Source organism: Luteimonas dalianensis (assembly GCF_049339425.1).
In the GTDB taxonomy this organism is placed as follows: Bacteria; Pseudomonadota; Gammaproteobacteria; order Xanthomonadales; family Xanthomonadaceae; genus Luteimonas; species Luteimonas dalianensis.
Genome location: NZ_JBMPPO010000003.1, coordinates 334,323 through 360,572, shown reverse-complemented (window position 1 = coordinate 360,572; position 26,250 = coordinate 334,323). Strand labels below are relative to the sequence as shown.

The 26,250-nt window shown below is 70.5% G+C and carries 22 protein-coding genes and 1 riboswitch; of the genes, 10 read left to right on the top strand and 12 right to left on the bottom strand.

The features are described 5' to 3' along the window. Positions 1-16 precede the first annotated feature (16 nt). Entirely contained in the window at positions 17-433 is a 417-nt protein-coding gene (locus tag ACOZ90_RS06230) for a DUF6165 family protein (RefSeq protein ID WP_422892777.1), read from the top strand. Between the two features lie 64 nt (positions 434-497). Then, on the top strand, positions 498-1,844 hold the full coding sequence (locus ACOZ90_RS06225) for an NTP/NDP exchange transporter (RefSeq protein WP_422892776.1): 1,347 nt from the start codon (positions 498-500) through the stop codon (positions 1,842-1,844). 48 nt (positions 1,845-1,892) lie between these two features. Here ACOZ90_RS06225 and ACOZ90_RS06220 read toward each other — a convergent pair whose 3' ends face one another. Continuing rightward, positions 1,893-2,270: a hypothetical protein gene (locus ACOZ90_RS06220; protein ID WP_422892775.1), complete on the bottom strand. Its 378-nt coding sequence runs from the start codon at positions 2,268-2,270 to the stop codon at positions 1,893-1,895. Between the two features lie 21 nt (positions 2,271-2,291). Then, a complete protein-coding gene (locus ACOZ90_RS06215; RefSeq protein WP_422892774.1) occupies positions 2,292-4,757 on the bottom strand; it encodes an acyl-CoA dehydrogenase in 2,466 nt (821 codons plus the stop codon). Between the two features lie 157 nt (positions 4,758-4,914). On the opposite strand from ACOZ90_RS06215, the gene ACOZ90_RS06210 reads away from it, so the two are divergent. Beyond that, a complete protein-coding gene (locus ACOZ90_RS06210) occupies positions 4,915-5,520 on the top strand; it encodes a TetR/AcrR family transcriptional regulator (RefSeq protein WP_422892773.1) in 606 nt (201 codons plus the stop codon). A 141-nt stretch (positions 5,521-5,661) separates the two neighbouring features. Beyond that, positions 5,662-7,434 carry a phosphoenolpyruvate carboxykinase (GTP) gene (locus tag ACOZ90_RS06205; RefSeq protein ID WP_422892772.1) on the top strand — a complete coding sequence of 591 codons (1,773 nt, stop codon included), beginning with the start codon at positions 5,662-5,664 and terminating at the stop codon, positions 7,432-7,434. A gap of 15 nt (positions 7,435-7,449) precedes the next feature. On the opposite strand, the gene ACOZ90_RS06200 is transcribed toward ACOZ90_RS06205, so the two are convergent. The 4 genes from ACOZ90_RS06200 to hslO all read right to left on the bottom strand — a co-directional run bounded on the left by ACOZ90_RS06200 (position 7,450) and on the right by hslO (position 13,346). After that, positions 7,450-8,463, bottom strand: coding sequence for a class I SAM-dependent methyltransferase (locus tag ACOZ90_RS06200; protein ID WP_422892771.1), 1,014 nt, complete (start codon positions 8,461-8,463; stop codon positions 7,450-7,452). 104 nt (positions 8,464-8,567) lie between these two features. Then, complete coding sequence (locus ACOZ90_RS06195) at positions 8,568-11,306, bottom strand: TonB-dependent receptor plug domain-containing protein (RefSeq protein WP_422892770.1); 2,739 nt, start codon at positions 11,304-11,306, stop codon at positions 8,568-8,570. Between the two features lie 173 nt (positions 11,307-11,479). Then, a complete protein-coding gene (locus ACOZ90_RS06190; protein ID WP_422892866.1) occupies positions 11,480-12,298 on the bottom strand; it encodes an XOO1806 family protein in 819 nt (272 codons plus the stop codon). Positions 12,299-12,440: 142 nt separating this feature from the next. Beyond that, positions 12,441-13,346, bottom strand: coding sequence for an Hsp33 family molecular chaperone HslO (gene hslO, locus ACOZ90_RS06185; RefSeq protein WP_422892769.1), 906 nt, complete (start codon positions 13,344-13,346; stop codon positions 12,441-12,443). A gap of 117 nt (positions 13,347-13,463) precedes the next feature. Between hslO and mtgA the strand changes: the two genes are divergently transcribed. The 3 genes from mtgA to ACOZ90_RS06170 are packed head-to-tail and all read left to right on the top strand — an operon-like array spanning position 13,464 to position 15,635. Continuing rightward, positions 13,464-14,177: a monofunctional biosynthetic peptidoglycan transglycosylase gene (gene mtgA, locus ACOZ90_RS06180; RefSeq protein ID WP_422892768.1), complete on the top strand. Its 714-nt coding sequence runs from the start codon at positions 13,464-13,466 to the stop codon at positions 14,175-14,177. Between the two features lie 38 nt (positions 14,178-14,215). Beyond that, positions 14,216-15,244 (top strand): glycosyltransferase family 2 protein, encoded by a 1,029-nt coding sequence (locus ACOZ90_RS06175; protein WP_422892767.1) that lies wholly within the window; start codon positions 14,216-14,218, stop codon positions 15,242-15,244. Then, positions 15,204-15,635 carry a CBS domain-containing protein gene (locus ACOZ90_RS06170; protein ID WP_422892766.1) on the top strand — a complete coding sequence of 144 codons (432 nt, stop codon included), beginning with the start codon at positions 15,204-15,206 and terminating at the stop codon, positions 15,633-15,635. The genes ACOZ90_RS06175 and ACOZ90_RS06170 overlap by 41 nt, the downstream gene beginning before the upstream one ends. A gap of 62 nt (positions 15,636-15,697) precedes the next feature. On the opposite strand, the gene ACOZ90_RS06165 is transcribed toward ACOZ90_RS06170, so the two are convergent. The 6 genes from ACOZ90_RS06165 to ACOZ90_RS06140 form a co-directional block, all read right to left on the bottom strand. Next, on the bottom strand, positions 15,698-17,653 hold the full coding sequence (locus tag ACOZ90_RS06165; protein ID WP_422892765.1) for an AsmA family protein: 1,956 nt from the start codon (positions 17,651-17,653) through the stop codon (positions 15,698-15,700). Between the two features lie 156 nt (positions 17,654-17,809). Further along, positions 17,810-18,175: a hypothetical protein gene (locus ACOZ90_RS06160; protein WP_422892764.1), complete on the bottom strand. Its 366-nt coding sequence runs from the start codon at positions 18,173-18,175 to the stop codon at positions 17,810-17,812. Between the two features lie 43 nt (positions 18,176-18,218). Beyond that, positions 18,219-18,872: a PAQR family membrane homeostasis protein TrhA gene (gene trhA, locus ACOZ90_RS06155; protein ID WP_422892763.1), complete on the bottom strand. Its 654-nt coding sequence runs from the start codon at positions 18,870-18,872 to the stop codon at positions 18,219-18,221. Between the two features lie 69 nt (positions 18,873-18,941). Next, entirely contained in the window at positions 18,942-20,534 is a 1,593-nt protein-coding gene (locus ACOZ90_RS06150; RefSeq protein ID WP_422892762.1) for a peptide chain release factor 3, read from the bottom strand. A 55-nt stretch (positions 20,535-20,589) separates the two neighbouring features. Next, a complete protein-coding gene (locus tag ACOZ90_RS06145) occupies positions 20,590-21,414 on the bottom strand; it encodes a M23 family metallopeptidase (RefSeq protein WP_422892761.1) in 825 nt (274 codons plus the stop codon). 4 nt (positions 21,415-21,418) lie between these two features. Further along, positions 21,419-22,525 carry an NHL repeat-containing protein gene (locus tag ACOZ90_RS06140; RefSeq protein ID WP_422892760.1) on the bottom strand — a complete coding sequence of 369 codons (1,107 nt, stop codon included), beginning with the start codon at positions 22,523-22,525 and terminating at the stop codon, positions 21,419-21,421. 119 nt (positions 22,526-22,644) lie between these two features. After that, a riboswitch (SAM riboswitch) is annotated at positions 22,645-22,773 on the top strand. A gap of 92 nt (positions 22,774-22,865) precedes the next feature. Here ACOZ90_RS06140 and metX point away from each other — a divergent pair. From metX to ACOZ90_RS06125, 3 genes are read left to right on the top strand one after another with little or no spacing between them, the layout of a single operon-like run. Beyond that, positions 22,866-23,906 carry a homoserine O-succinyltransferase MetX gene (gene metX, locus ACOZ90_RS06135; protein ID WP_422892759.1) on the top strand — a complete coding sequence of 347 codons (1,041 nt, stop codon included), beginning with the start codon at positions 22,866-22,868 and terminating at the stop codon, positions 23,904-23,906. Further along, positions 23,903-25,093 (top strand): O-succinylhomoserine (thiol)-lyase, encoded by a 1,191-nt coding sequence (locus tag ACOZ90_RS06130; protein WP_422892758.1) that lies wholly within the window; start codon positions 23,903-23,905, stop codon positions 25,091-25,093. The genes metX and ACOZ90_RS06130 overlap by 4 nt, the downstream gene beginning before the upstream one ends. Next, on the top strand, positions 25,090-26,190 hold the full coding sequence (locus ACOZ90_RS06125) for a homoserine dehydrogenase family protein (RefSeq protein ID WP_422892757.1): 1,101 nt from the start codon (positions 25,090-25,092) through the stop codon (positions 26,188-26,190). Before ACOZ90_RS06130 ends, ACOZ90_RS06125 begins: the two co-directional genes overlap by 4 nt. The last annotated feature ends 60 nt before the right edge of the window (positions 26,191-26,250 follow it).

The window sequence follows — 26,250 nt, the reverse complement described above, 5'->3', positions numbered from 1 at the left end:
CGCCCCGGAGATGACAGTGGGTTCGATCCTGATGCCGATGTCGATCGGCGAGCTGCTGGACAAGATCACCATCCTGGAGATCAAGTCCGAGCGCATTGCCGACGACGGCAAGCGCCGCAACGTCGAGACGGAGCTGCAGGGGCTGACCGCCATCTGGGACGGCCTGCGCGGCCGCTATCCCGGCGTGGAGGAGCTCAAGCACGGGCTCAAGGCCGCCAACGAGGCGATGTGGGACGTGCAGGACGGCCTGCGCGACCGCGAGGCCTCGAAGACCTTCGACGACGAGTTCGTCCGCCTGGCCTGCGCGGTCGGGCGCGAGAACGCGGTGCGGGTCGGGATCAAGAACGACATCAACCGCCTGGTCGGCTCGTCCTTCATCGACGAGAAGGAATACCAGGCCGATGCTGCGCAGGGTCAGGGCAAGACACCCTGAGCGCGATAGCCGCTGACGCCGGGCTTCGGCTACGGTGCCGGCGATGCCGAACCCGCCTGCCGCAGTGACCGATCCCGTGCCTTCGACCTCCCGCTTCGGGCGCTTCCGCTCGGCGCTTTCGGCCTCGCCGCCGCTGTGGTGGGCGCTGCTGTATTTCTTCTGCCTGCTGTGCGGCTATTACGTGCTGCGCCCGGTGCGCGATGCCATGGGCGCCTCGCGCGATCCGGCCGCGGTGTTCCCGGCCTGGCTGCTGGAGTGGGCGGCCGAGCGCGGCGTGGCCCTGGGCGACTACACCCTGCAGGTGCTGTTCACCGGCACCTTCATCGCCATGCTGGTGCTGCAGCCGGTGTACGGCGGGCTGGTGGCCAGGTTCCCGCGGCGGGTCTTCCTGCCGGTGGTGTACCTGGTGTTCATCGCATGCCTGGGCGGGTTCTGGTGGGCGTTCGACAGCGGCATCCCGGGCCGGGGCGCGGTGTTCTTCATCTTCATCGCGGTGTTCAACCTGTTCGCGGTGATGGTGTTCTGGAGCTTCATGGCCGACGTGTTCGACAACGCGCACGCCAAGCAGGTGTACGGCTACATCGGCGCCGGCGGCACCATCGGCGCGCTGTCGGGGCCGGCGCTAACCCGCATGCTGGTCGAGCACATCGGGGTGGCCAACCTGCTGCTGGTCTCGGCCGGGTTCCTGGCCGTGTGCCTGCTGTGCATCGTGAAGCTGCGGCCGTGGGCGATGCGGCGCGAGAGCGCGCACGCCGAGCAGAGCGGCGAGCAGGCGATGGGCGGCTCGGTGTGGGCGGGTCTGTTGCGGGTGTGGAACGATCCGCTGCTGAGGGCGCTGGCGATGCTGATGTTCTTCGGCGTGGGCATCGGCACCCTGCTGTACAACGAGCAGGCGGCGATCGTGCGCGAGCACTTCCCGACCGCCGAGGCGGCCACGCGCTACTACTCGACCCTGGACTGGGCGGTGAACGGGCTGACCATCGTGATCCAGCTGTTCGCCACCCGCTGGCTGCTGCGCCGCTATGGCGTGGCGCCGCTGCTCCTGCTGCCGGCGGTGGCGATCCTGATCGGATTCTCGCTGCTGTCGGCCTCGCCGCTGCCGCTGATGGTGGCCGCGGTGCAGGTGATGACCCGGGCCAGCGAGTTCTCGCTCAACAAGCCCGCGCGCGAAACCCTGTACACGCGCATGGATCGCGAATCGCGCTACAAGGCCAAGGCGGTGATCGACACCGCGATCTACCGCGGCGGCGACCTCACCTTCGTCTGGGTGCACAAGGCGCTGGCGGCGTTCGGCTCGAGCATGGTGTTCCTGGCCGGCATCGGCGTCGCCCTGGGCTTCACCTTCAGCGCCTGGCGGGTGGTGCGCGAACAGCGCCGCCTGCCCGAACACCACAGCGAAGCCAAACTGTAGGAGTGCGCACGCCAGGAGCGCGCATGGCGCTCCTGCGGGACGGAGCGTTCAGTCCAGCAGGGGCAGCGCGAACAGGGCGGCGCCGAGCACGAACAGCGCGGTAAGCGCGTGCACCATCGGGTGGTTGATCCGCAGCCAGATGAACTGGCCGATCAGGCGCAGCACCCAGAATCCCGCCATGCCCGCGAGCAATGCACGCCCCAGCGGGGTGGTAGCCATTTCACCCGGGAACAGCAGGCACAGCGTGCCCGCCAGCAGGAACACCCACACCAGCTGCAGGTTGGCGATCTGCAGGATCGCGCGGTTGGCCACCGTGGTCTCGCGCAGGGTCCGCGGCCAGCCGAACAGCTTCCAGAAACCCAGGTGGAACAGCGCGAAGCCGAAGCTGTGGGCGGCGCAGAGGAGCAGGATCGTGTCGTTGCCCATGCCGCCGCCCTGCCGCCGCCGTCAGGCCGCTTTGCGCTTTTCCTGCTGCACCCGGTAGCCCGCCGAACGCAGTTCCTCGGTGTCGAAGTCGTCCACCGTGATCGCATCCAGGGTCAGCTCGCGCAGCTCTTCCAGCTGGGCGCGCTCGTCGGCGGTGATCCAGCCTTCGCGCACGCCCTCGTCCAGCTGCGAGGCGAAGTCCAGCGCTTCGATGCTGCTGTTCTTCAGCGCCTTGAGGAACTTGCGCTCCACCGGCTCGGCGGCGATGGCCTTGGCCAGGTAGCTGTTGATGCGCCCGCCGGGGTTGTTGTCCGCCGGGGTCAGGTAGGTGCCCCGGGCCAGCCGGTCGCGCGCCGCGCCCGGGTTCATCAGCAGCGAGGCCACCCGGTGGCTCAGGCGGTCGCCCGGGGCCACCGCGCGCCGGCCCAGCGGGAACACCAGCGCCCACATCAGCCAGCCCACCGGCCGGATCGGGAAGTTGCGCAGCGCCGCTGACAGTGAGGTCTCGATCCGGTGCACGCTGTCGTGGAAGGCCCACGCCAGCAGCGGCTGCTCGGCCTCCGGCGCGCCCTCGTCGTGGTAGCGCTTGAGCATCGCGCTGGTCATGTACAGGTGGCTGAGCACGTCGCCCAGGCGCCCGGACAGCGACTCCTTGAACTTGAGCTTGCCGCCCAGCATCAGCATCGACACGTCGGCCATCAGCGCCAGGTTGGCCGAGTAGCGGTCGAGCTTGCGGAAGTAGCGGCGGGTGTAGTCGTCGCCGGGCGCCTTGCCGATCTTCGAGCCGGTGATGGCGAACCAGAATGAGCGCACCGCGTTGGAGATCGCAAAGCCGATGTGGCCGAACAGGTTGCGGTCGAACTCCACCAGGCCCGCCGCCTCGTCCGGATCCTGCGCCGCCTTCATCTCCTTCATCACCCACGGATGGCACAGGATCGCGCCCTGGCCGAAGATCAGCAGGCTGCGGGTCATGATGTTGGCGCCTTCCACCGTGATCGCGATCGGCGAAGCCTGCCAGGCGCGGCCGCCGATGTTGCGCGGCCCCAGGATGATGCCCTTGCCGCCGACGATGTCCATGAAGTCGCCGGCCACCTGGCGGCCCATCTCGGTGCAGTGGTACTTGGCGATCGCCGAGGGCACCGACGGCACGTCGCCGCGGTCGACCGCGGCCGCGGTGGCCTGCGACAGCGCGCTGGCCGCATAGGCCTTGCCGCCGATCCGCGAGAGCGCTTCTTCCACGCCCTCGAAGCGCCCGATCGACAGCCCGAACTGCTTGCGGATGCGCGCATATGCACCCGCCACCACCGCCGCGTACTTGACCCCGCCGCTGGCGGTGGAGGGCAGGGTGATCGAGCGGCCGATGGCCAGGCACTCGTTGAGCATGTTCCAGCCCAGCCCGGCCTTCTCCACCCCGCCGACGAGCTGGCTGAGCGGGATGAACACGTCCTTGCCGCGCACCGGCCCGTTCTGGAACGGCGAATTGAGCGGGAAGTGGCGGCGCCCGGCCTCCACGCCCGGCGTGTCGCGCGGCATCAGCGCCAGGGTGATGCCGATGTCGCGCTCGTCGCCGATCAGCCCGTCCGGGTCGTACATGCGGAAGGCCAGGCCGATCAGCGTGGCCACCGGGGCCAGGGTGATGTAGCGCTTGTTGAAGGTCAGCCGCACGCCCAGCACCTGGGCGCCGTTCCACTCGCCCTTGCAGACGATTCCGAAGTCCGGGATCGAGGTCGCGTCGGAGCCGGCGAACGGCCCGGTCAGGGCGAAGCAGGGCACTTCCTCGCCCGCCGCCAGCCGCGGCAGGTAATAGTCCTTCTGCTCGGTGGTGCCGTAGTGCATGAGCAGCTCGCCCGGGCCCAGCGAGTTGGGCACGCCCACGGTGGAGCTGACCACGCTCGAGGCGGTGGCCAGCTTCTGGATCACCTTGTGGTGGGCCAGCGCCGAGAAGCCCAGGCCGCCGTATTCCTTCGGGATGATCATGCCGAAGAAGCGGTTCTGCTTGATGAAGTCCCACAGCTCCGGCGGCAGGTCGGCCTGGACGTGGTTGATCTGCCACTCGTCCACCATCCGGCACAGCTGCTCGACCGGGCCGTCCAGGAACGCCTGCTCCTCGTCGGTCAGCCCGGGCTTGGGATAGGCGAGCAGGGTCTCCCAGTCCGGGTCGCCGGTGAACAGCTCGCCCTCGAAGCCGACCGAGCCGGTCTCCAGCGCGATGCGCTCGGTCTGCGACAGCGGCGGCAGCACCTTGCGGAAGAACTTCAGCAGCGGCGCGGTGACCAGCGCCTTGCGGATCGGCGCCACCAGCAGCGGCACGGCCACCAGCGCCAGCAGCACGGCGGCCACCGCGGTGGCGCTCGCGCCGGCGCCCAGCAGCCAGCCGATGACCAGTGCGGTCACCGCCAGGGCGACCCAGGTGGCCAGGCGCAGGCGGTGGTAGGCGGCAAACGCGCCGGTGAGGACCAGGAGGAGGAACGGGACTACAGCACTCATGTCGGAACTCCTGCAGCAGCGGTGCCCTGGCGAGCTTGCCTGCGGACCGCTGGATTGACCATACGCGGCAGTATGGGAACGCCGCGTGGCGCTGTCAAACCCCGCCGTCCGGCTTTGCGGGCATGACGAAACGCCCCCGTATGGATACACTCGCCGCATGACGAAAGCCGCTCCCGGCAAGACGCCTTCCCGCAAGCCGAAGGAGCGCAACGGCCGCCTCAGCGCAGAGGACTGGGCGCAGGCCGCCCTGGACCTGATCGCCGAGCAGGGCGTGGCCGCGGTCGCGGTCGAGCCGCTTGCGCGCCGCCTCGGGGTCACCAAGGGCAGCTTCTACTGGCATTTCCCCTCCCGCGACGCGCTGCTGCAGGCGGCGCTGGAGCGCTGGGAGACCGTGGAGCAGGAGGCGCTGTTCGGCGCCCTGGAAGCCATCACCGATCCGCACGAGCGGCTGCGTGGCCTGATCCAGATGGTGGCCGCCGAGATCCAGTCGCACGTGATCTACAGCGCCCTGCTGCAGGCGCTGGACCATCCGATCGTGCAGCCGGTGATTGGCCGGGTCTCCGAGCGGCGGCTGGAGTACCTCACCAGCGCGTTCCGGCAGGTGGGCTTCGAGCCGCCCAAGGCCAGGCACCGCGCCCGCCTGGCCTACAGCGCCTATGTCGGCTTCCTGCAGCTGTCGCTGCAGCTGCCGCAGTCGCGCCTGGACCACGAGGCCTACGAGCAGTACATCGGGCACGTGATGGAAACCCTGATCCCGGCGTAGCGGGGCGCCGGGCCCGGGCCGGGAATGGCCGGGTTTTTGGGCATTGTTGCAGCGCAGCGCGGCGCCTCCGGGGCGCAGCGGGTAAGCTTTCCGCTTTCCCCGCCCGAAAAGCGGTTTTTTGCAGCACTTTCCGGAGGCAAGATGAATGCAGTTCCCGCAGCACGGGCCACGCCCGTGAACGGCAGCGCGCTGCCCGCGCTGAATGACTGGGTAGCCGAAGTGGCCGCCCTGACCCGTCCCGACGCGATCCACTGGTGCGACGGCAGCGAAGGCGAATACCAGGCGCTGCTGGAGGCCATGCTCGCCGACGGCACCCTGCTGGAGCTCAACCAGGACACGCACCCGGGCTGCTACCTGCACCGCTCCGACCCGGACGACGTCGCCCGGGTCGAGCACCTGACCTTCGTGTGCACCAGCGAACGCGAGGACGCCGGCCCCAACAACCACTGGATGGCCCCGGCCGACGCCCACGCCAAGGTCGACGCGCTGTTCGACGGCTGCATGCGCGGGCGCACCCTGTACGTGGTGCCGTACTGCATGGGCCCGGTCGGCTCGCCGCTGGCGCGCTGCGGGGTGGAGATCACCGATTCGCCGTACGTGGTCGCCAACATGCGCATCATGACCCGCATGGGCGCCGACGCGCTGGCCCGGATCGAGCGCGAGGGGGCCGAAGGCAAGCCGTTCGTGAAGGGCCTGCACTCCACCGGCGAGCTGGACCCGGAGCGCCGCCTGATCATGCACTTCCCCGAGGAGCTGGCGATCAAGTCCTACGGCTCCGGCTATGGCGGCAACGCGCTGCTGGGCAAGAAGTGCCACGCCCTGCGCATCGCTTCATACCAGGCGCGCAACGAGGGCTGGCTGGCCGAGCACATGCTGATCGTGGGCGTGGAGAACCCGCAGGGCGAGACCCACTACATCGCCGCCGCGTTCCCCAGCGCCTGCGGCAAGACCAACCTGGCCATGCTGATCCCGCCCGAGGGCTACCGGGAGAAGGGCTGGAAGGTGTGGACGGTGGGCGACGACATCGCCTGGATGCACCGCGGCGAGGACGGCCGCCTGTGGGCGATCAACCCGGAGGCCGGCTTCTTCGGCGTGGCGCCGGGCACTTCGGCCAGGTCCAACCCGAACGCGCTGGCCTCGATCCAGCGCGACACCATCTTCACCAACGTCGCCGTCACCGACGACAACCAGCCGTGGTGGGAAGGCCTGGACGACCGCGTGCCCGTGACCGACTGGCAGGGCCGCCCGTTTGATCCGGCCAACGGCCCGGCCGCGCATCCCAACTCGCGCTTCACCGTGAGCGCCAGCCAGTGCCCGACGTACTCACCGCACACCGAGGATCCGCAGGGCGTGCCGATCAGCGCGATCGTGTTCGGTGGCCGCCGCGCCTCGCTGGTGCCGCTGGTGTTCCAGGCCCGCGACTGGGCGCACGGGGTGATGGTGGGCGCGGCGATGGCCTCGGAAACCACCGCCGCGGCCACCGGCGCGGTCGGCGTGGTCCGGCGCGACCCGATGGCGATGAAGCCGTTCTGCGGCTACCACTTCGGCGACTACTTCAACCACTGGCTCTCGTTCGACCAGCCGGGCGCGAAGCTGCCGGGGGTCTTCCACGTCAACTGGTTCCGCAAGGACGACGACGGCCGCTTCATGTGGCCCGGCTTCGGCGACAACATGCGGGTGCTGGAGTGGATCATCGGCCGCGTGGCCGGCGATGCGCCGGCGGTGGAGAGCCTGGTCGGGCTGCTGCCCGCCGAGGGAGCGGTCAACGTGGACGGGCTGGAGGGCGTCGACTTCGGCCAGCTGTTCGGGATCGATGCCGAGGGCTGGAAGCAGGAGTTCGCCGCGATCAGCGCCTACTTCGACCAGCTGCAGCCGCGGGTGCCCGAAGCGGTCGCGCGGCTCTCCCGGGGCTAGGCGGGCGGCGGGCGCTCAGTCCCTGCGCGCCCGCAGCTGCCAGCCCACCAGGTACTCCTGGTGGTGCAGCGGGGCGCCGCTGACGCCGGACATCCCGGCGGCGCCCAGCAGCGCGCTGAAGCGTTCAAACCCGGCTTCGTCCAGCGCGTGGCTGCACAGCTCCTGGCTGCGCAGCCCGGCCAGCTCGATATCCTGGCGGTATCCGGCCAGGCGCCTGGCGGCCTCCGCGGCGCCGGCCCGGCGCTGGACCACCGCGTTGCTCATCTCCACCACCCACTGCTGGGCGTCCAGCAGCAGCTGCGGGTGCCGCAGCGAATCGGCCGAACGGCCAACCGCCTGCGCCGCCGCGTTGAACGCGGCGCGCGCCTGGTTGGCCGCGGGATCGGCCCGCAGCCGGTCCAGCTGTCCTTCCGCCGCCAGCGCCAGGTAGGGCAGCAGGCTGGCCGCGTGCCCCAGCAGGCCGTCCGCGTCCAGCAGGATCCGCGCGGCGGCCGCCTCGTCGGCCGCGACCGCGTGCAGCTGCGAGCCGGCGTGGTGGAGCACGAACGCGCAGCGTCCTCCCGGGCGCAGCGTGCGCGCGAGCTCCGCAATGCTGGCCTCGTGCCGGGTGTACTCGATGCCGTACTGGCTCACCGTCAGGTCGAAGCTGGCATCCGGGAAGGGCAGGGACTCGGCGTTGACGCCGCCGTGGAAGCGGATGCGTTGCTGCGCAGCGTCCGGCAGGCCGGGCAGCCAGCGGGGTGACAGCTCGGCCAGGTCGACCGCGTCGACCTCGATGTCCGTAGCCGGCCGCAGCTCTGCCAGCATGGCCGGCAGAGCGCCGTTGCCGGTGCACAGGTCGAGCACCCGGTGGCCGGCCTCGAGCGAGGCGAAGCACTCCGCCCAGAACGCGCCGATGCCGCCGTCGTAATTGCCTGCGAACGAGCCGGGCAGGCAGTGCAGCGGGCCGGCCAGCCAGTAGCGGCTCCAGGCCTGCTGGCGCGCGGCGCGTTCGGATGGGGAAGCGCTGCTGAGGGGCTGCACTGACATCGGCGGGCTGGGTTCCGGGCGCTCCATGATACCGGCCGTCACGCACAAAAAAGGAGGGCCTCTTTCGAGGCCCTCCCGGTCTTGCAGTCAAACGCCAGCGTGGATCAGAAGCGCTGGGTGTAGCGCACGTAAGGCACGCGGCCCCACGGCTGGTACAGGTAGTCGTCGTACGACGTGCCACCGTAGGCTTCTTCGTACACCGGGGCCTTGTTGGCCACGTTGTTGACGCCCAGGCTGATGGTCGCGTTCCACGGCGCGTTGTAGCTCACCTGCACGTCGTGCAGGGTCAGCGACGGGATGCGATCCGGCAGCCCCGCCCAGAACGCCAGGTTCGGGCTGGTCGGGTTGCTGATCGACAGCGCGCGCCACTCGCGGTAGGCCTGCGACTGGGTGCCATGGATGTACGTCATGTTCCAGTTGAAGTCCCAGTCACCCATGGTCCAGCGGTTGTTCATGCTGCCGCGGATGCGCGGGTAGCCCTTGCGGCCGGAGATGCTCGGCTCGTCGTTGCCGCTGTACTCGGCCACGTAGCTGACCAGCAGGTTGTTGCGCAGGGTGCCCCAGTTGCCCATGTCGAAGTTGGTGCGCAGGTTGAAGTCGTAACCCGAGGTGTCCACCCAGCCGATGTTGGCGAAGCCGGTCTGCGCGTGGATGATGCCGCCGGTGTCGGGATCAAACGCCGCGCCCAGGCCGATCGGCTCGTTCGGCAGGACGGTGCCCTGCGGGAAGGTGCTGATGCCGCTCGGGCAGATGTCCACGGTGCCGCGGAGGCAGCCGACGACCGTGCCCAGGCCCACGCCCGAGATCGAGTTTTCGATGTGGATGTTGTAGTAGTCCAGCGACATGTTCAGCCAGTCGGTGACGTCCCACACCGCGCCGACCGTCCACTGCTCGGAGCCTTCCGATTCCAGGTTCGGATTGGCGATGGAGTAGGTGTTCACCTGGATGCTGCAGCTGGTGTTGCCGGTCATCATCACGCAGGTGGCCGGATCGCTGGTGAACGTGGCGCTGAACGAGGTCTTCTGGCTCAGGATGTCCAGCGACGGGGCGCGGAAGCCCTCGCCGTACGAGGCACGCAGGGTCAGGGTGTCCAGCGGCTGGTAACGGAACGAGATCTTCGGCGAGGTGTCGCTGCCGTAGTCGCTGTAGCTGTCATGGCGAGCGGCCAGGCTGATCTCGAAGTTGTCCAGCACCGGGAACAGCAGCTCGGTGTAGACAGCCGTCACGTCGCGGCTGCCGGCCGCCGAGTTGCCCGCCGAGCCCACGATCTGGCCCGATTCCTGCAGCGGATCGTAGTTGTCCTGGTACTCCTCCTCACGGTACTCGGCACCGATCACCATGGCGGAGGTGCCACCGGCCATCTCGAACAGGTCGAACGCGGCGCTGCCGTAGAACTCCTTGATGGCGAACTTCATGTCGCGGCTGATGGTGGCGGTCATGCCCAGCCCGGTCGGATCACCGGCGTACGGGTCATAGATGTTGTACGCGCCCGAGGTGATGTGGTTCTGGGCCAGGCCACCGACCACGTAGTTGGTGCCCAGGTCAACGGCGCGCGACTGCACGTAGCGCATGCCGAAGTCCAGATCCACGGCGCCCACGCGGCCTTCGAAGCCACCGGTGAAGCTCAGGGTGGTGTTCTCGACGTTGGTGTCGCGGTTGCCCAGCGCGGCGAAGCGGTGGGTCAGGTAGATGTCCTGGCCGTTGAGGCTCTGGTAGTACGGGTCGGCCGCGTGCGGGTTGTTGCCGCCGATGGTGCCGGGGTGGTTCGGGGTGCCGTCCGGCAGGATGATCATGCCGCCCGGCCACGGGCTGGAGGGCACCGGCGCGTAGCGGCCGAAGGTGTTCACGCGGGTTGCGCTACCGGAGTAGTAGCCCAGCCAGTCGTCGCTGATCTGCACGTCGCCTCGGGCGAACACGGCGGTGTTCTTCAGCGAGGTCAGGTCGGCGGAGGTGGCGGAGTGGTTGAACTGACAGACGTTGTTGCCGTCGAGCCAGAACAGGTCGCTGTCGTCGCCGTTGGTGCACAGGCCGGGGACGGCGGTGCCGAACTCCGGGTGCTGCAGACGCTGCGAAGCCGCGGTGGACGGCGTCAGGGCGAAGTTGTTGGAGTAGATCGAGCCGCCCGGCTGGCTGTACCAGTAGTCGCGGTCGCGGGTGTAGACGACGTCGCGGCTGGTCATCGAGGCACCGGCCAGGACGCGCGCGCGGTCACCGCTGGCGCCGATGATCAGGCTGTATTCCTCGGTGTCGCCGCCGGCTTCGGTCGGACGGCCGACGCCCATGGTGATTTCCATGCCGTCGTAGTCGCGGCGGGTGATGATGTTGATCACGCCACCCAGCGCGTCGGAGCCGTACACGGCCGAGGCACCGTCGGAGAGCATTTCAATGCGCTCGACCGCCGCCATCGGGATCGAGTTCAGGTCCTGGCCCTGGCCGAGCATCGGCGCGGTCGGGGCACGACGGCCGTCGATCAGGATCAGGGTGCGCGCGGAACCCAGGCCACGCAGGCTGATGGTCGAGGCACCGGCGCCCGAGCTGCCCGAGGTGGTCTGGTAGGAACCGAACGAGTTGAAGGTGGTGTCGCGCAGGAAGTCGGCAACGGACACGTCACCGCTGGCCTCCAGCTGGACCCGGTCGATCACGGTGACCGGCAGGGCGCCTTCGATCTCGGCACGCTTGATGCGCGAGCCGGTGACCTCGATGCGGTCCAGCGTGGTGGCCTGCGTGGTCGGCTGCTCGTCGGCGTCCTGGGCGAATGCAACGCCCGTGCCGGCGACGGCGGTTGCGCCCGCAACGAGCGCGAAGGTGATCGCGTCGCGGAGCTTGGTGGTCTTGAAAGTCATCTCTCTCTCCAAGTGTGGCTTGGGACATTCCCATGGGAACCCGCCGGTGGCGACAACGCTGACGCCAAATTCGGCAAGGCCGGGGCCGATACTAGCCCCGTTGCGAGAGAAATTAAAGTGTCGTTAACAAATCGTGCCGGTTACGGTAAACCGGCCGCGAAAGCAAGGATCCGTCAGAGGTCCTGCTCGTAGCGGACGTAGGGCACGGTGCCCTCGTCCTCGCCGTTCTCGCCGCGCGGTGAGAACGGATTCTTGCCGCGGGTGATCACGTTCTCGGCGCCGACCGTGAGCTGGCCGCTCCACGGCGTGCGCCAGGTCAGGCCCAGGCCGAGGCTGTCGAAGCGCTCGCGGCCCGGGGTGTCGGTGACCTGGCCAATGACGCTGGCACCGAAATTGCCGTAGCCACCGCCCAGGCGCAGGCTGCGGCTGTCCCAGCGCTCCGCCATGCCGGCGGGTGCCTGGGCATAGGGAATCAGGCGTGCCTTGGCCACGGTGCCGGCGATCGACACGTAGCCGTGGTCGCTGATGTTGCGCTGGGCGAAGACGGTGAGGTCGTTGCCGTCCACCTGGCCTGCGCTGCCGCGGGCGCCGGGGGCCAGCCACGTGGGCAGGTTGCCGCGGGTCTCGCCGACGCTCACGCCGACCTGGCCGCCGGGGCGGCTGAAGGCCGCGGTGGCGGTGCTGCGCTGCGCGCCGCCGGCGTCGTCGCCGAGCGAGGCCAGGCTGCAGTTGTTGGCGAGGTTGCCCAGCGCCACCGCCAGGCCGCCCTGGTGGTTGCACAGAAGCGCCAGCGAATCGCCGGATTCAAGGCCGAAGGTGGCATCCAGGCTGTTGCCGCCGCCAAGGTGCCAGCGGGCGCCGGCGCGGGCGCTGTCGTCGGTGGGCTCGAGCACCAGCAGGGCTTCGATCTGGCCGTCGTTGTTCCATACCGGAAGCACGGCCTGGTCCTGTTCCTGCGCGTGCGCGCCCGCCGCTGCGCCGAGGGCGAGCAGGACGGGAAACATCAGCTTGGCGGCGCGCAGGGACATGGTGTGAAGATCGACCCTTGGGCGGGCCGGAAGTTCCATTCGCAGGGCCTTCCGACTCTAGCGTGTTTATGTTTCTTTAACAATCCCCGAAGATCCCCGCCGCGCCTCAGTGCAGACGGGGCGGGGCGTCCAATGGAGCCTGCTCCACGGTGAAGAGGGCGTCAATCTCCTGTTGCAGGAATTGGTACGCCTGTCCGCAGAACTCGCAGCGCACGCAGGCGGCGCCGTCGATCACGGCCGCGGTGGCCTCCTCCGGGCCGAGGGCGCGGAGCACGTCGGACACCCGCTCGCGCGAGCACGAGCAGCCGAAGCGCAGCTCGCGGCCGCCCATCGCCTGGGGCGATTCTTCGTGGAACAGGCGCTGCAGCAGGGTGCCGGCGTCCCAGGCCAGCAGTTCGGCGGGCGACAGGGTGTCGAACAGGATGCTGGCGCGGTTCCAGCCGTCGGCGTCGCCGTCGTTGCCCGGCAGCTGCTGGAGCATCAGCCCGGCCGCGGCGTCGCCATCGGTGGCCAGCAGGATCCGGGTGGGCAGCTGCTCGGAGCGCAGGAAGTAGTCCTCGAACGCCCCGGACAGCGTGTCCGACGCGAGTTCCACCAGGCCCTGGTAGCTCACCGGCTCGCGGCGGCCGTGGCCGGGGTTCTCGATGGTGATGGCCAGGGTGCCGCCGGCGCCGGCCTGGCGCAGGTCGCGCGGGATGGCCTGCGCGCCCTCGGCTAGGCGCACGATGCCGCGCAGGGTGCCGTCGGCGGTGCATTCGGCGAACAGGGTGCGCAGCGCGCCGTCGCCGCGCAGGTGCACCGACAGCCGGCCGTCGACCTTGACGTGGGCGGTGAACAGCGCCGAGGCGGCCGCGGCCTCGCCCAGCAGGGTGATGGCTTCGGCCGGCAGCTCGTCCACCCGGGTGGCGATCTGCGACCAGGCGTCGCGCAGGTGCACGCGCACGCCGCGCACGCCGGCGTGGGGCAGCAGGAAGCGGTCGAGGCGGTCGGTGTCGGGGGAGGCTGGGTTCATGGTCTCGTGACGTGGGCGCGATGCGGACATGGCAATAATGGCGGCCATGTCGAGCGTGGGATGCGGAATGACGTACATGGGGGCGCGGGGCCGGGTGCACAAGCAGGGGGGGCGGGCATGAGCCGCAAGCGTGGATGGCGTCGCTGGGTGCGCCGGCTGCTGATGGTGCCGGTGGCGCTGGTCCTTGTCAGCGTGCTGCAGGTGGCCGTGCTGCGGTTCGTGGACCCGCCGCTGTCGATGGTGATGGTGGAGCACCAGCTGAAGGCATGGCTGGGGGGCGATGACGAATTCCGGCTGCGCCATGAGTGGCGGGACTTCGAGCGGATTGCGCCCGGCCTGCCGTTGGCGGCGATCGCGGCCGAGGACCAGCGCTTCGCCGTGCACCGGGGCTTCGACCTGGAGGCAATCGAAAAGGCGCGCGAGCAGCATGCCCGCGGCGGGCGCCTGCGCGGGGCCAGCACGATCAGCCAGCAGACCGCCAAGAACGTGTTCCTGTGGAGCGGGCGCAGCTGGGTGCGCAAGGGGCTTGAGGCCTGGTACACATTATTAATGGAGTGGATGTGGCCGAAGCAGCGGATCCTGGAGATGTACGTGAACGTGGCCGAGTTCGGGCACGGCGTGTACGGGGCGCAGGCGGCGGCGCAGGCGTTCTTCGGCAAGGACGCCGATGCATTGACCACGGCAGAGGGCGCCCGGCTGGCGGCGGTGCTGCCGAGCCCGCGCCGCTACAGCGCCGCCAGCCCCGGTCCCTACGTGCAGCGGCGCACAGGGCAGATCCAGCGGCAGATGCGCCAGATCGGCGGCGAGGCGTATCTCCAGCAATTGGATTGATCCGGCCCGCGGCCGGGGCGGCGGTTTAGGATGGCGGGATGTCTGCAGACCTTTTGACAATCGTGGTGGCCGCGTGGAACGAGGCCGAGGCGCTGCCCAAGCTGCATCCGCGGGTCGCGGCGGTGCTTGACGGCCTGGCGCGCGACCATGGCGTGCGCGGCCGGGTGCTGTACGTGGACGACGGCAGCGATGACGACACCTGGCAGGTCATGCGCGACATCGCCGGATCCGACCCGCGGGTGTCGCTGCTGCGGCTGTCGCGCAACTTCGGCAAGGAGCTGGCGCTGACCGCCGGGCTGGACGCGGTGACCGAGGGCGCGGCGCTGATCCTGGACGCCGACGGCCAGGATCCGCCGGAGCTGATCCCGCAGTTCGTCGCCCGCTGGCGCGAGGGCTATGACGATGTCTACGGCACGCGCACCGTGCGCGAGGGCGAGGGCTGGTTCAAGCGTGCTTCCGCGCACGGCTTCTACCGGGTGATGCAACGGTTGTCGAAGACCCCGATCCCGGTCGATACCGGCGACTACCGGCTGCTGTCGCCGCGCGCGCTGGATGCGCTGCGCCAGCTGCGCGAGCGGCACCGGTTCATGAAGGGGCTGTTCGGCTGGGTCGGCTACAACCGCATCGCGATTGCCTATGAGCGCCAGCCGCGGGCGGCCGGGCGCAGCAAGTACAACGCGTGGAAGCTGTGGAACTTCGCCCTGGAAGGCGTGACCAGCTTTTCCACCGCGCCGCTGCGGGCGGCCACCTACCTGGGGCTGGCCGCCGCGCTGCTGGCGTTCGCCTATGGCGCGTGGATCGTGGCCAAGGCGCTGCTGTACGGGGATGCGGTGCAGGGCTGGCCGACGATGATGGCGGTGATCCTGTTCCTGGGCGGCGCCCAACTGGTCGCGCTGGGCATGATCGGCGAGTACCTGGGCCGGCTGTACCTGGAGTCCAAGCAGCGTCCGCTGTACCTGGTGGATACATGGCTGCCTGCGGAAGGGGTACAGTCGGGGCAGTCCCTGTCAAGCGGAGGAGTGCACGATGCGTACCGTGAGGCATCTGCTGGAGGAGAAGGGGCATGAGGTCTATGCCATCGGCCCCGAGGCTGCGGTGCTGGATGCGATCCGGCTCATGGCGGAGAAGCAGGTCGGCGCGGTTCTGGTGATGGATGGCGCCGAGCTGGTGGGCATGCTGTCCGAGCGCGATTACGCGCGCAAGGTGATCCTGGCCGGGCTTTCATCGCGCGAGACCCCGGTGCGCCAGATCATGAGCGGCGACGTGGTGACGGTGGGCCTGGACGACCACGTGCCCGGCTGCATGGAGATCGTCACCCGCAGGCGCATCCGCCACCTGCCGGTGGTGGACTCGGGCGGCACGGTGCTGGGGCTGGTCTCGATCGGCGACCTGGTCAAGGCGGTGATGGCGGATCAGCAGGTGGAGCTGGATCAGCTGCACAGCTACATCGCCGGCTGACAGCAAAGCGGCGCCGGCACTCCGCGGGTCGACCCCGCGTCCCGGCCGCGCATGGCGCGCTCCTACAGGGCGTAGTCGCCGCCGCAGTCGGCGTCTTCGCCCGGGCCCAGTTCCAGGGTGGCCAGCAGGGCGGCGGGCGGAGCGACGCTGCCCAGGGCCAGGGCGATGGCGCCGCGCACGCCCAGCCGGCCCATGTCGGGCCGGAAGCCGGGGTCGGCGAAGCTGCCGTCGACCACCAGCGGCGAGCGCAGGGTCAGCAGGCTGCGATCCTTGGGCCGCGGCCGCAGCTCCAGATCCAGCGTTTCCTCGCCAAGATCCACGGTGCCTTCGCCCACGATCAGGGTGTCCTCGGTGTCGAAGGCGAGCGCCCGCGCCTGCATCACGCCGTCGGTGACCGCGAAATCGGCGAAGGCGCAGTGGATCGGCACCAGCCGGTCACCGGTGAGCAGGAACCGCAGGGCTTCGAAGATGTCGATGCCGGCCAGTTCCAGGATCAGGTTGCTGACCTGGCCGCGGCCCATGCCGAGCATGACCTCGCCGTCGGCGCTGCCCAGCATGCCGGCGATGGAGTTGCCGTGCCCGGTCAGGCCGATCTCGCCGCCGAAGGCGCCCAGGGCGTCCTCGGCGACGCTCATGTCGGGGAACATCTGCTGCAGCTCCAGCTGGCGCAGGCCGGCGTCCAGACGGGTTTCGATCACCTCGCCGCGGGCGTCCATGCGCACGTTGGAGCGGATGGTGCCGCCGGCCACGCCGAAGTCCAGCGGCTCCAGCGTGAGGAGGCCGCCGGCCAGCGACAGGGTGGCGTCCATGTCGTCCAGCGGCAGCACCGGCGAATCGATCCGCGAGGCGCGCAGGCGCACGTCGGCGTCCATCGCGCGCAGTTTCTCCAGCGCATAGGGCGTGTCCGGCAGCACCCGGCCGCTGGCGGCGCGTTCGGCCGCGCGCGCTTCCAGCTCTGGGTTGCTGGTGTCGTCCGGGCCGCTGTCGGGGGAGCCGCCGATCAGGCCGGCCAGGTCGTCGAAGTCGAGCAGGGTCGAGACCAGGTCGCCGCGCAGGTGCGGCCGCTCGCCGCCGACGGTCACGGTGACGTCGCCGCCCAGGTCGCTGTCGCCGACGGTGCCGCTGAACTCCTGGTACGTCCAGACGTTGCCCTCGCGGCCCAGGCGCCCGTCCAGCGCGTAGGCGGGCGTGTCGGGCAGGGCGATGCCCAGCAGCGGGTACAGATCCTGCAGGTTGGCGCCTTCCAGCTGCATCTGCACGCTGAAGCGCTGGAACTGGAAGGGATTGAACAGGCGGCCCCGGGCGTGGGCGCGGGTGCGGCCGGCGCGGGCCTGCAGGTCGACGCCGTAGCCGCTGCCGGCGTCGGGCTGCTGCAGTTCGAGCAGGGAGGCGATGCGGCCTTCCAGGCTGAAGTCGTTGCCCTGCCACCGGCCGGTGCCCTCCACCGCCACCGGCGGCGCGGCGTCGGCGCGCGAGGCTTCGCGGCTGTCCATGCTGATGTCGATGCGGGTGTCCTGGGCCGGGTGCAGGAACACCAGTTCGCCACCTTCGATCCACAGCCGTTCGATCCGTGGCGGGGTGCCGCCGGAGGGTTCGCCGAACATGTCCCAGTTGCCGCCTTCGGCGCCGGTTTCCAGTCGTACCTTCGGCTGGATCAGTTCGATTTCCGGGATCCGGGTTTCACGCCGGAACAGCAGCGAGGGCAGGTGGACGCGGATGCTGGCGCGCTCGGTGCTGGCCATTTCCTCCTCGTCCGACCAGTCAGCGTTGCCCAGGCGCAGGCGGTCGGCGCGGATGGCCACGGTGCTGCCCAGGGCCACGTCCAGGTCGCCGCCGATGTCGAAGCTGCGGCCGGTGCGTGCCTCCACCGCGCGCTCGACCGGCCCCTTGAACCAGTTCCAGTCCCACAGCAGCACCAGCACGGCGAGCGCGAGGGCCACCGCCACCGCCGCGGTGAGCCACGGGCGGCGGGTGAGCGTCTGGACGAATGCCGGCCTGGGGCTGGCGGGCGTTGGCATGGGCGGCTCCGCGGTTGTGCCGGGGCCAGCATCCCGGCTGCCCGGTCGAATCGCGGTGAACACGTTGTGCCCGGTTCAGCGCGAGCGCTCGCGCCGATGTTTCGTGGAAGCCGGCATGCCGCTGCCATCTGCGGTAGGAGCGCGTAAGACGCGCTCCTACAGTGGGGTGCAGGTGAGGCTGTATTCGCCGTTGGTCTGGGACAGCTCGGCGAAGTCGTCGCCGACGCTGAAGCTCAGGCCGACGTCCGACCAGGTTCGCGGACTGCTGCCGGCCATCTCGCCCAAGCGGATGGTGCGGCCGTCGCTCAGCGAGGCGCGGGCCACGCGGCCTTCGCGAACCAGTTCGACGGTGTTGCCGCCCTCGCAGGCGTAGCCGGCGACGACATCACCGTCGTTGGCACGCTCGGGGTCGGGTGCTGCCGGCGCGGGCGCGGGTTCGGGTGCGAGGGCGGGTTCGGGCGTCTGGGCCTGGCAGGCGGCCAGCAGCGCGGCGGCGCAAACGGGCAGGAGGAGTCGGGTCATGGCGGGCGCTCGTCGCGGCGGGACGCTCAGGATAGTCCGGCGCTCAGGAAAGCGTTACCACCTGCGCCATCACCGCCAGGTAGTGGCAGACGCTGCCGGCAATGCAGAACACGTGCCAGATCGCGTGCGCGTACGGGATCGAGTCGCGGTGGTAGAACACCGTGCCCAGGGTGTAGAACACCCCGCCGGCCACCAGCCAGCCGAACGTCCAGGCGTCCAGCGCCGCCAGCACCGGCTTGATCGCCACCAGCACCAGCCACCCCATCGCCACGTAGATCAGCGTGGACAGCTTGCGGAAGCGGCCGGTGTAAAACAGCTTGAACACCACCCCGGCCAGTGCCAGCGTCCAGATCGCGGCAAACAGGCTCCACCCCAGCGGCCCGCGCAGGCCCACCAGGGTGAACGGCGTATAGGTGCCGGCGATCAGCAGGTAGATCGCGCAGTGGTCGAACACCTTCAGCCGCCGCTTGAGCACCGGCTGCTGGAAGGAGTGGTAGAGGGTGGAAGCCAGGTACAGCAGCACCAGGCTGGTGGAGAACACGATCGCCGCGCCCAGCTGCCAGCCGTCGCCGTGCAGCGCGGCCAGGGTGACCAGGGCCGTGCCGGCGGCCAGCGCGGCGGCGGCGCCCACGCCGTGGGTGAGCGCACTGGCGCGTTCCTCCCGCTGCTGGCGCGGGGTGAGGGCGACGGGGTTCATTGCGGGGCCCGGACAGGCGGGATCCCGATTAAACCATACGCAGGCGTACCGCGCTGCGCGGCGCCGGCCTCAGCTGTGGGCCTGCTCGCGGGTGGCGTCGAAGCGCACGTCCGGCCAGCGCTCCTGGGCAAGCTGCAGGTTGACCCGGGTCGGCGCCAGGTAGACCAGCTCGCCGGCGGCGTCCAGGCCGAGGTTGGCGGCGTTCTTCTCGCGGAACTCCTCCAGTTTCTTCGCGTCGTCGCAGTGGATCCAGCGGGTGGTGACCACGCCGACCTGCTCGAAGGTCGCGTCCACCCCGTACTCGGCCTTGAGCCGGTAGGCGGCCACGTCGAACTGCAGCACGCCGATCGCGCCCAGGATCAGGTCGTTGGACATCAGCGGGCGGAAGAACTGGGTGGCGCCTTCCTCGGAAAGCTGCTCCAGGCCTTTCTGCAGCTGCTTGAGCCTTAGCGGGTCGCGCAGGCGCGCGCGGCGGAACAGCTCGGGGGCGAAGTTGGGGATGCCGGTGAAGGTGAGCGCCTCGCCCTCGGTGAAGGTGTCGCCGATGGAGATGGTGCCGTGGTTGTGGATGCCGATCACGTCGCCCGGATACGCCTCGGCGGCGATCTCGCGGTCGCTGGCCATGAAGGTCAGCGCGTTGGCCAGCTTCATGTCCTTGCCGCTGCGGGCGTGGAAGGCCTTCATGCCGGCCTCGAAGCGGCCCGAACACACGCGCATGAAGGCCACCCGGTCGCGGTGCTGCGGATCCATGTTGGCCTGGATCTTGAACACGAAGCCGGTGAGCTTTGGTTCGTCGGCGGCCACGGTGCGGGTGGTGGTTTCGCGCGGCTGCGGCGAAGGCGCGTGCTTGACGAAGAAGTCCAGCAGCGGCTGCACCCCGAAGTTGTTCACGGCCGAACCGAAGAACACCGGCGTCTGCCGGCCGGCCCGGTATTCCTCCAGGTCGAAAGGATGGCTGGCGCCCTGCACCAGCTCCAGTTCGTCGCGCAGCTCGGCCAGCATCGGCGCGCCGATCCGCTCTTCCAGCCCCGGCGCGTCGATGGAGGCGAAGATGGTGGAATCCTTGCGGGTGAAGTTGCGGCCCTGCTCGTACAGGTGCACCTCGCCGGTGACCAGGTGCACCACGCCCTTCAGGCGCTTGCCCATGCCGATCGGCCAGGTCACCGGCGCGCACTGGATGCCGAGCACGCTCTCCACTTCGTCAAGCAGCTCGATCGGCTCGCGGCCCTCGCGGTCGAGCTTGTTGATGAAGGTCATGATCGGCGTGTCGCGCATGCGGCACACCTCCATCAGCTTGATCGTGCGCTCCTCCACGCCCTTGGCCACGTCGATCACCATCAGCGCCGAGTCCACCGCGGTCAGCACCCGGTAGGTGTCCTCGCCGAAGTCGGCGTGGCCGGGGGTGTCGAGCAGGTTGACGATGCGGCCGTCGTAGGGGAACTGCATCACCGAACTGGTCACCGAGATCCCGCGCTCCTGCTCCAGCTTCATCCAGTCGCTGGTGGCGTGGCGGGCGGCCTTGCGGCCCTTGACGCTGCCGGCCATCTGGATCGCGCCGCCGAACAGCAGCAGCTTCTCGGTGAGCGTGGTCTTGCCCGCGTCCGGGTGCGAGATGATCGCGAAGGTGCGGCGGCGGGCGGCTTCTTTCGAAACGTCGGGCATGGCAATACGCGCCGCGATGGCGCCGTGGGGATGCGGAAAGCCGGAAATTATACGGCTATTCCCCGTTTGCCCCGGGATCGCTGAAGCGCAGGATGCCGCCGGGGCCGAACATGGTGAAGGGGAGCGACTCCAGCCGCATGCCGCGGTTGGCCTGCACCACGAAGTGCAGGTGCGGGCCGCTGCTGAAGCCGGTGCTGCCCGACAGTCCCAGCCGCTGGCCGCGCCGGATCCGCTCGCCGGGGCGCACGAAGACCCCGCTGGCATCCAGGTGTGCGTACACGGCCATGGTGCCGTCGTCGTGGAGGATGCGCACGAAGTTGGCGCGGCCGTCCAGGCGCAGGTCGGGCGCACCTTCGCTGAAGCCGGACTCGACCTGCATCACCAGTCCGTCGCGGGCCGCCAGCACCGGGGTGCCGACGGGCGCGGCGAGGTCGACGGCGTGGCGGTTGGCCGGGTCGCGATGGCTGCTGGCTCCGCCCCAGCCCTGGGCCACGCGCAGCGGCGCGCCGTGCAGCGGCCAGGCGTACTGGACGCCGGCGTCGCGCACCTGCGGATGGCCGGGCACCGCCTGCAGCCGCAGCCGGTGGCTGCCGGGAGTGCCGGGGCCGATGCGCGCCACCAGGGTGCGGCCGCGTGCGGGCACCGTCGCCCGCGCGGGCAGGGCGGGCGCGGCCGGGGGAGTCTCGCCGTCGGCGTGAAGCATCACTTCGATCGGGCCGGCCAGCAGGTTCTCGGCCCAGGCCAGGGTGGCGCCGTCGCGTGGTTCCAGTACCAGCCGCGCGACCGGCGCGGGTTCGCTGGCCGCGCCGGGCACCGCTGCCGCGCACAGCGCCGCGGCGAGCATCATCACCACTGCGGCGGACGGTGCGCGGACGGCCACCGGGTCAGGGCACGCAGGCCGGATCCAGCCCCAGCGCGCGCACCACCTCGTCCAGCCCGAAGGCGCTCACGGCGCGGTCGTCATGCACCGCGTACAGCGCGCCGGCCGGGAAGCGGGCGGTGGGCTGCAGCGACAGGGCGATGCCGTCGGTGTTGGCGGTGACCGCGCCGCGGAAGCTGCCGCGCGGCGCCAGGCTGGCGCGGTCGTAGAGATGGAACAGGGACAGCGGATTGAGCTGATCCACCGCGATCCAGTAGCCGCTTTCGGGCGTGCAGTCCCACAGGACCACGCCTTCGGGCTCGCCGCCGAAGGCGTCGCCGGGCAGGTCCAGGCCGGTGTAGCGGCCATCCAGGGTGTAGCCGCGCAGGGTCGCCACGTGGCGGCGATCCTCGTCGGCGACCAGCAGGCGGTCGTGCGCGGGATCGCCCCAGATCGATTCCACCATGCGCAGCGCGGCCGCTTGGCTGGTGTCGCCGAAACTGCCCTGGTGGCGGGCGTGGATGCCGCCGTCCGGCAGCAGGGTGAGCCGGTAGCGGTGCACGCGCTGATCCAGCTCCTCCGGCGGTGGAACTACCGAAAAGTCGTCGCCGTACTGGAAGCTGTCGGTGACATAGACCTGCAGCTCGCCGGGCGCCGGTTCGTACAGCCAGATCCCGTAGGGGCTGCGCAGCTCGTCCTCGCCGAAGGTGGCCACCGGGCGGAAGTCCGGCAGCGCAAGCACCTGCACCCGCGGGGCGTCGCGCTCGGTCACGAACACCAGGTCGGCGTACACCTGCACCCCGTTGGGCCGGGTGAACGATCCCGGCTCGCGGCCCTTGCCGCCGGCCTCGCCCAGCCGCTCGCCGCTGTCGCCGTCGTACACCACCAGCCGGTGGGTGGACTTGGCGGTGGCGATCACCCGCACCTGGCCATCGGCAGTCGACCAGGCGGCCAGCGAGTCCAGCTCGTCCTCCGGGCTGGGCGCGGTGACGAAGTGTTCGGGCACTTCAACGCTGGGCCTGGCCACGCCGGAGACTGGGCTGTCCGAGGTGCGGACGGGCGCCGGGGTGCTGGCGCAGGAGGCAAGGAGGGCGCCGCACAGCAGGGCGGCGAGGAGACGGGGGATGGGCATCGCGAAATTATGGCTGAACAGGCCGGGGCCGGGGAGCGTGGGGGATGGAATCCGGCAATTGTATCGCTTTATTCGAATGAAGCGATTGACTTTCTCGAGAAGCGCTGCCAGGATCGCCCCATCCATCGAGACCGGCGGAGGGACAGGCCCTTTGATGCCGGGGCAACCTCCCCCTGGAGTCGCAGCGCGGCGCCGGGGAGAAGGTGCCAAGTCCTGCGGGGACCTGCGTGTCCACCGGAAGATGGTTGTCGATGCGCGCCGGCAATGGCGCGCGCATCGATTTCCCGACCGGCTCCCCGTGCGCATCGATGGCCTTTCCACACAGAAGGTCGGACGTGCCATGAGCCTGCTGCAAACCACCCCCACTCCCATCCGCTCCGGCATTGCGGTGCCGCCGCCGGCGGTGCCCGGCCCGGCCGGCGTCAACGCGGCCCGCGGCGTGCTGCCGCTGGAACTGGATCTGCGCCACGGTGGCCGCCGGGCGCTGCGCCTGGCGTGGGAAAGCCTTGGCCCGGAGGATGCGCCCGCGGTGTTCGTGGCCGGCGGCATCAGCGCGCACCGGCACCTGGCCGCGACCGCCGAATTCCCCGAGCGCGGCTGGGTCGATGGCCTGGTGGGCAGCGGCCGGGCGCTGGATCCCGCATGCCGGCGCATCGTCTCCTTCGATTACGTCGGCGCCGACGGCCGCATCGATGCGCCGCTGGACACCGCCGACCAGGCCGACGCGGTGGTCGCCCTGCTGGCCGCGCTGGACATCCAGCAGCTGCATGGCTTCGTCGGCTATTCCTACGGCGCCCTGGTCGGCCTGCAGCTGGCGGTGCGCCATCCGGCGCTGCTGCAGCGGCTGGTGGCGGTGAGCGGTGCGCATCGCGCCCACCCGTGGGCGTCGGCCTGGCGGGCGCTGCAGCGGCGCGCGCTGGCGCTGGGCGAACTGCAGTGCTCGGACGCGCAGGGGCTGTCGCTGGCGCGGCAGCTGGCGATGCTCAGCTATCGCACGGCGGACGAGTTCGGCGAGCGTTTCGACGCCCCGCCGGAAATCGTCAACGGCCGCGTGCGGGTGGCGGCGGAGGACTACCTGGACGCGGTGGGCGCGCAGTTCGCGGCGCGCACGCCGCTGACCGCCTGGCTGCGGCTGTCCGAATCGATCGACCTGCACCGGGTGGATCCGGCCGCGGTCGCGGTGCCCACCACGGTGGTGGCGGTGGAGGGCGACCGGCTGGTGCCGCTGGCCGATTCGGTGGCGCTGGTGGAGGGGCTGGCCACGCCGGGGCAGCTGCGCATCCTGCGCTCGCAGTGGGGCCACGACGCCTTCCTCAAGGACACCGACCGGATCGACGCGATCCTGCACGCGGCGCTGGGCGCGCAGGGAGGCCGGGCATGAGCCGGCTGGCGACGCAGGCGGTGCGCGCGGGCATCGACCGCGACGAAAGCTTCGGCGCGGTGGTGCCGCCGATCGTGCTCTCGTCCAACTTCAGCTTCGACGGCCTGGGCGGCAAGCGCACCTACGACTACACCCGCAGCGGCAATCCCACCCGCGACCTGCTCGGTGAAGCACTGGCCGAGCTGGAGGGCGGCGCCGGCGGCGTGGTCACCTCCACCGGCATGGGGGCGATCACCCTGCTGCTGCACGCGCTGCTTGAACCGGGCGACCGGCTGGTGGTGCCGCACGACGCCTACGGCGGCAGCTGGCGGCTGTTCGACGCGCTGGCGCGCAAGGGCCACTTCGAGCTGGTGACCGCCGACCTGACCGATCCGCGCGCGCTGGCCGAAGCGCTCTCGGTGGCGCCGAAGCTGGTGCTGGTGGAAACGCCCTCCAACCCGCTGCTGCGCATCACCGACCTGCGCTTCGTGATCGACGCCGCCCACCGGGCGGGCGCGCTGGTGGCGGTGGACAACACCTTCCTGTCACCGGCGCTTCAGGCGCCGATCGCCTTCGGCGCCGACGCGGTGCTGCATTCGACCACCAAGTACATCAACGGCCACAGCGACGTGGTCGGCGGGGCGCTGGTGGCGGCGACGCCGGAGCTGCACGAGCGCTTCGGCTGGTGGGCCAACGCGCTGGGCCTGACCGGCTCGCCGTTCGACAGCTTCCTGACCCTGCGCGGGCTGCGCACGCTGGACGCCCGGCTGCGCGTGCACCAGGAGAATGCGGAGGCGATCGTGCACCAGCTGCAGGCGCATCCGGCGGTGGCGCGGGTGTACTGGCCGGGGCTGGAGTCGCACCCGGGCCACGCGGTGGCGGCGCGCCAGCAGAAGGGCTTTGGCGCGATGCTCAGTCTGGAGCTGGAAGGCGGGGTGGAGGCGGTGGCCGCGTTTGTCGACGGCCTGCGCTGCTTCACCCTGGCCGAATCGCTGGGCGGGGTGGAAAGCCTGGTTGCCCATCCGGCGACCATGACCCATGCATCGATGAGCGCCCAGGCGCGGGCGAAGGCCGGTATTTCCGAAGGGCTGCTGCGGCTGTCGGTGGGCATCGAGGCGGCCGAAGACCTGCAGGCCGACCTGGCCGCGGCGCTGGAGCGCGCGCAGGCGGTACAGGGCGCGATCGCGCGCAGGCAGGTGGACGCATGAGCACGGTGGTCACGATGCCGCGCGCGGCGCGGGCGCAGGGCCTTCGCCACGGGCTTGCGGCCGCCGCGCCGAGACTGGCGCTGCTGGGTACGGGAACCGTCGGCGGCGCCTTCGTCGCCCGCTGCGAGCGGCTGCGGGCCCGGGGGCTGGAGGTTCCGGAGTTCGCCTGGCTGTGCAATTCACGCGCGCTGGCGCCGGCGGAAAGCGCGCCGGCCCAGGCATTGGAGCAGCTGCGGAACGCTCCGGCGAGGAGCGGAACCTGGGCGCCGTGGGTGGAAGCCGAGGGGCTGCGGCCCGGCGACGTGGTGGTGGACGCCACCGCCAGCGACGGGGTGGCCGGCTGGCACGACGAGTGGCTGGCCCGCGGCATCCACGTGGTCACCGCCAACAAGCTGGGCAACGGCGCCGACCTGGCCCGCTCGCGGGCCATTGCCGCCGCGTGCCGGGACAGCGGTGCCCACTACGGCGATGCGGCCACCGTCGGCGCGGGGCTGCCGCTGCTGCGTTCGATCCGCGAACTGGCCGCCGGCGGAGACCGGATCGAGGCGGTGGAAGGGGTGCTTTCGGGGTCGCTGGCCTGGCTGTTCGACCGCCATGACGGATCGCGCCCGTTCTCGGAACTGGTGCGGCAGGCGCGCGGGGAGGGCTACTGCGAGCCCGACCCGCGCATCGACCTGTCCGGAGAGGACGTCAGGCGCAAGCTGCTGATCCTGGCGCGCGCGGCCGGCATCGAGCTGGAGCCGCACCAGGTGCGGGTGGAGTCACTGCTTCCGGCGCGGCTGGCCGGCGCGGACGCCGCAGATGCCGACGCGCTGCTGCCGCTGCTGGACGCGCCGATGGATGAGCGCCTGGCCCAGGCCAGGGCCAACGGGGCCAGGCTGCGCGTGACCGGCCGCTTCGATGCGGACGGCGCACGCGTGGCCCTGCAGGCGCTGCCGGCCGCGCATCCGCTGTGCAGCGGCGCGGGCACCGACAACCTGGTTGCGATCACCAGCTGCCGCTACCGCGAGCAGCCGCTGGTGATCCGCGGCCCGGGCGCCGGCGCCGAAGTCACCGCCGCCGCCCTGCTCGACGACGTCCTCCGGATCAATAGGTGAAGCGGACGCCGACCTCTTGCTGTCGGGCGGGTGTCGGGCGCCAGGCGTGGTTCGCGGCGG

Bases quoted from the DNA above. Each gene is read 5' to 3' on its own strand.
- metX (WP_422892759.1), top strand. From the start codon at position 22,866: ATGAGCCTGCTGCAAACCACCCCCACTCCCATCCGCTCCGGCATTGCG.
- trhA (WP_422892763.1), bottom strand. From the start codon at position 18,872: ATGAACCCCGTCGCCCTCACCCCGCGCCAGCAGCGGGAGGAACGCGCC.
- ACOZ90_RS06125 (WP_422892757.1), top strand. From the start codon at position 25,090: ATGAGCACGGTGGTCACGATGCCGCGCGCGGCGCGGGCGCAGGGCCTT.
- ACOZ90_RS06205 (WP_422892772.1), top strand. From the start codon at position 5,662: ATGAATGCAGTTCCCGCAGCACGGGCCACGCCCGTGAACGGCAGCGCG.
- ACOZ90_RS06195 (WP_422892770.1), bottom strand. From the start codon at position 11,306: ATGACTTTCAAGACCACCAAGCTCCGCGACGCGATCACCTTCGCGCTC.
- ACOZ90_RS06165 (WP_422892765.1), bottom strand. From the start codon at position 17,653: ATGCCAACGCCCGCCAGCCCCAGGCCGGCATTCGTCCAGACGCTCACC.
- ACOZ90_RS06140 (WP_422892760.1), bottom strand. From the start codon at position 22,525: ATGCCCATCCCCCGTCTCCTCGCCGCCCTGCTGTGCGGCGCCCTCCTT.
- hslO (WP_422892769.1), bottom strand. From the start codon at position 13,346: ATGAACCCAGCCTCCCCCGACACCGACCGCCTCGACCGCTTCCTGCTG.
- mtgA (WP_422892768.1), top strand. From the start codon at position 13,464: ATGAGCCGCAAGCGTGGATGGCGTCGCTGGGTGCGCCGGCTGCTGATG.
- ACOZ90_RS06220 (WP_422892775.1), bottom strand. From the start codon at position 2,270: ATGGGCAACGACACGATCCTGCTCCTCTGCGCCGCCCACAGCTTCGGC.
- ACOZ90_RS06170 (WP_422892766.1), top strand. From the start codon at position 15,204: ATGCGTACCGTGAGGCATCTGCTGGAGGAGAAGGGGCATGAGGTCTAT.
- ACOZ90_RS06200 (WP_422892771.1), bottom strand. From the start codon at position 8,463: ATGTCAGTGCAGCCCCTCAGCAGCGCTTCCCCATCCGAACGCGCCGCG.
- ACOZ90_RS06150 (WP_422892762.1), bottom strand. From the start codon at position 20,534: ATGCCCGACGTTTCGAAAGAAGCCGCCCGCCGCCGCACCTTCGCGATC.
- ACOZ90_RS06215 (WP_422892774.1), bottom strand. From the start codon at position 4,757: ATGAGTGCTGTAGTCCCGTTCCTCCTCCTGGTCCTCACCGGCGCGTTT.
- ACOZ90_RS06130 (WP_422892758.1), top strand. From the start codon at position 23,903: ATGAGCCGGCTGGCGACGCAGGCGGTGCGCGCGGGCATCGACCGCGAC.
- ACOZ90_RS06160 (WP_422892764.1), bottom strand. From the start codon at position 18,175: ATGACCCGACTCCTCCTGCCCGTTTGCGCCGCCGCGCTGCTGGCCGCC.
- ACOZ90_RS06210 (WP_422892773.1), top strand. From the start codon at position 4,915: ATGACGAAAGCCGCTCCCGGCAAGACGCCTTCCCGCAAGCCGAAGGAG.
- ACOZ90_RS06175 (WP_422892767.1), top strand. From the start codon at position 14,216: ATGTCTGCAGACCTTTTGACAATCGTGGTGGCCGCGTGGAACGAGGCC.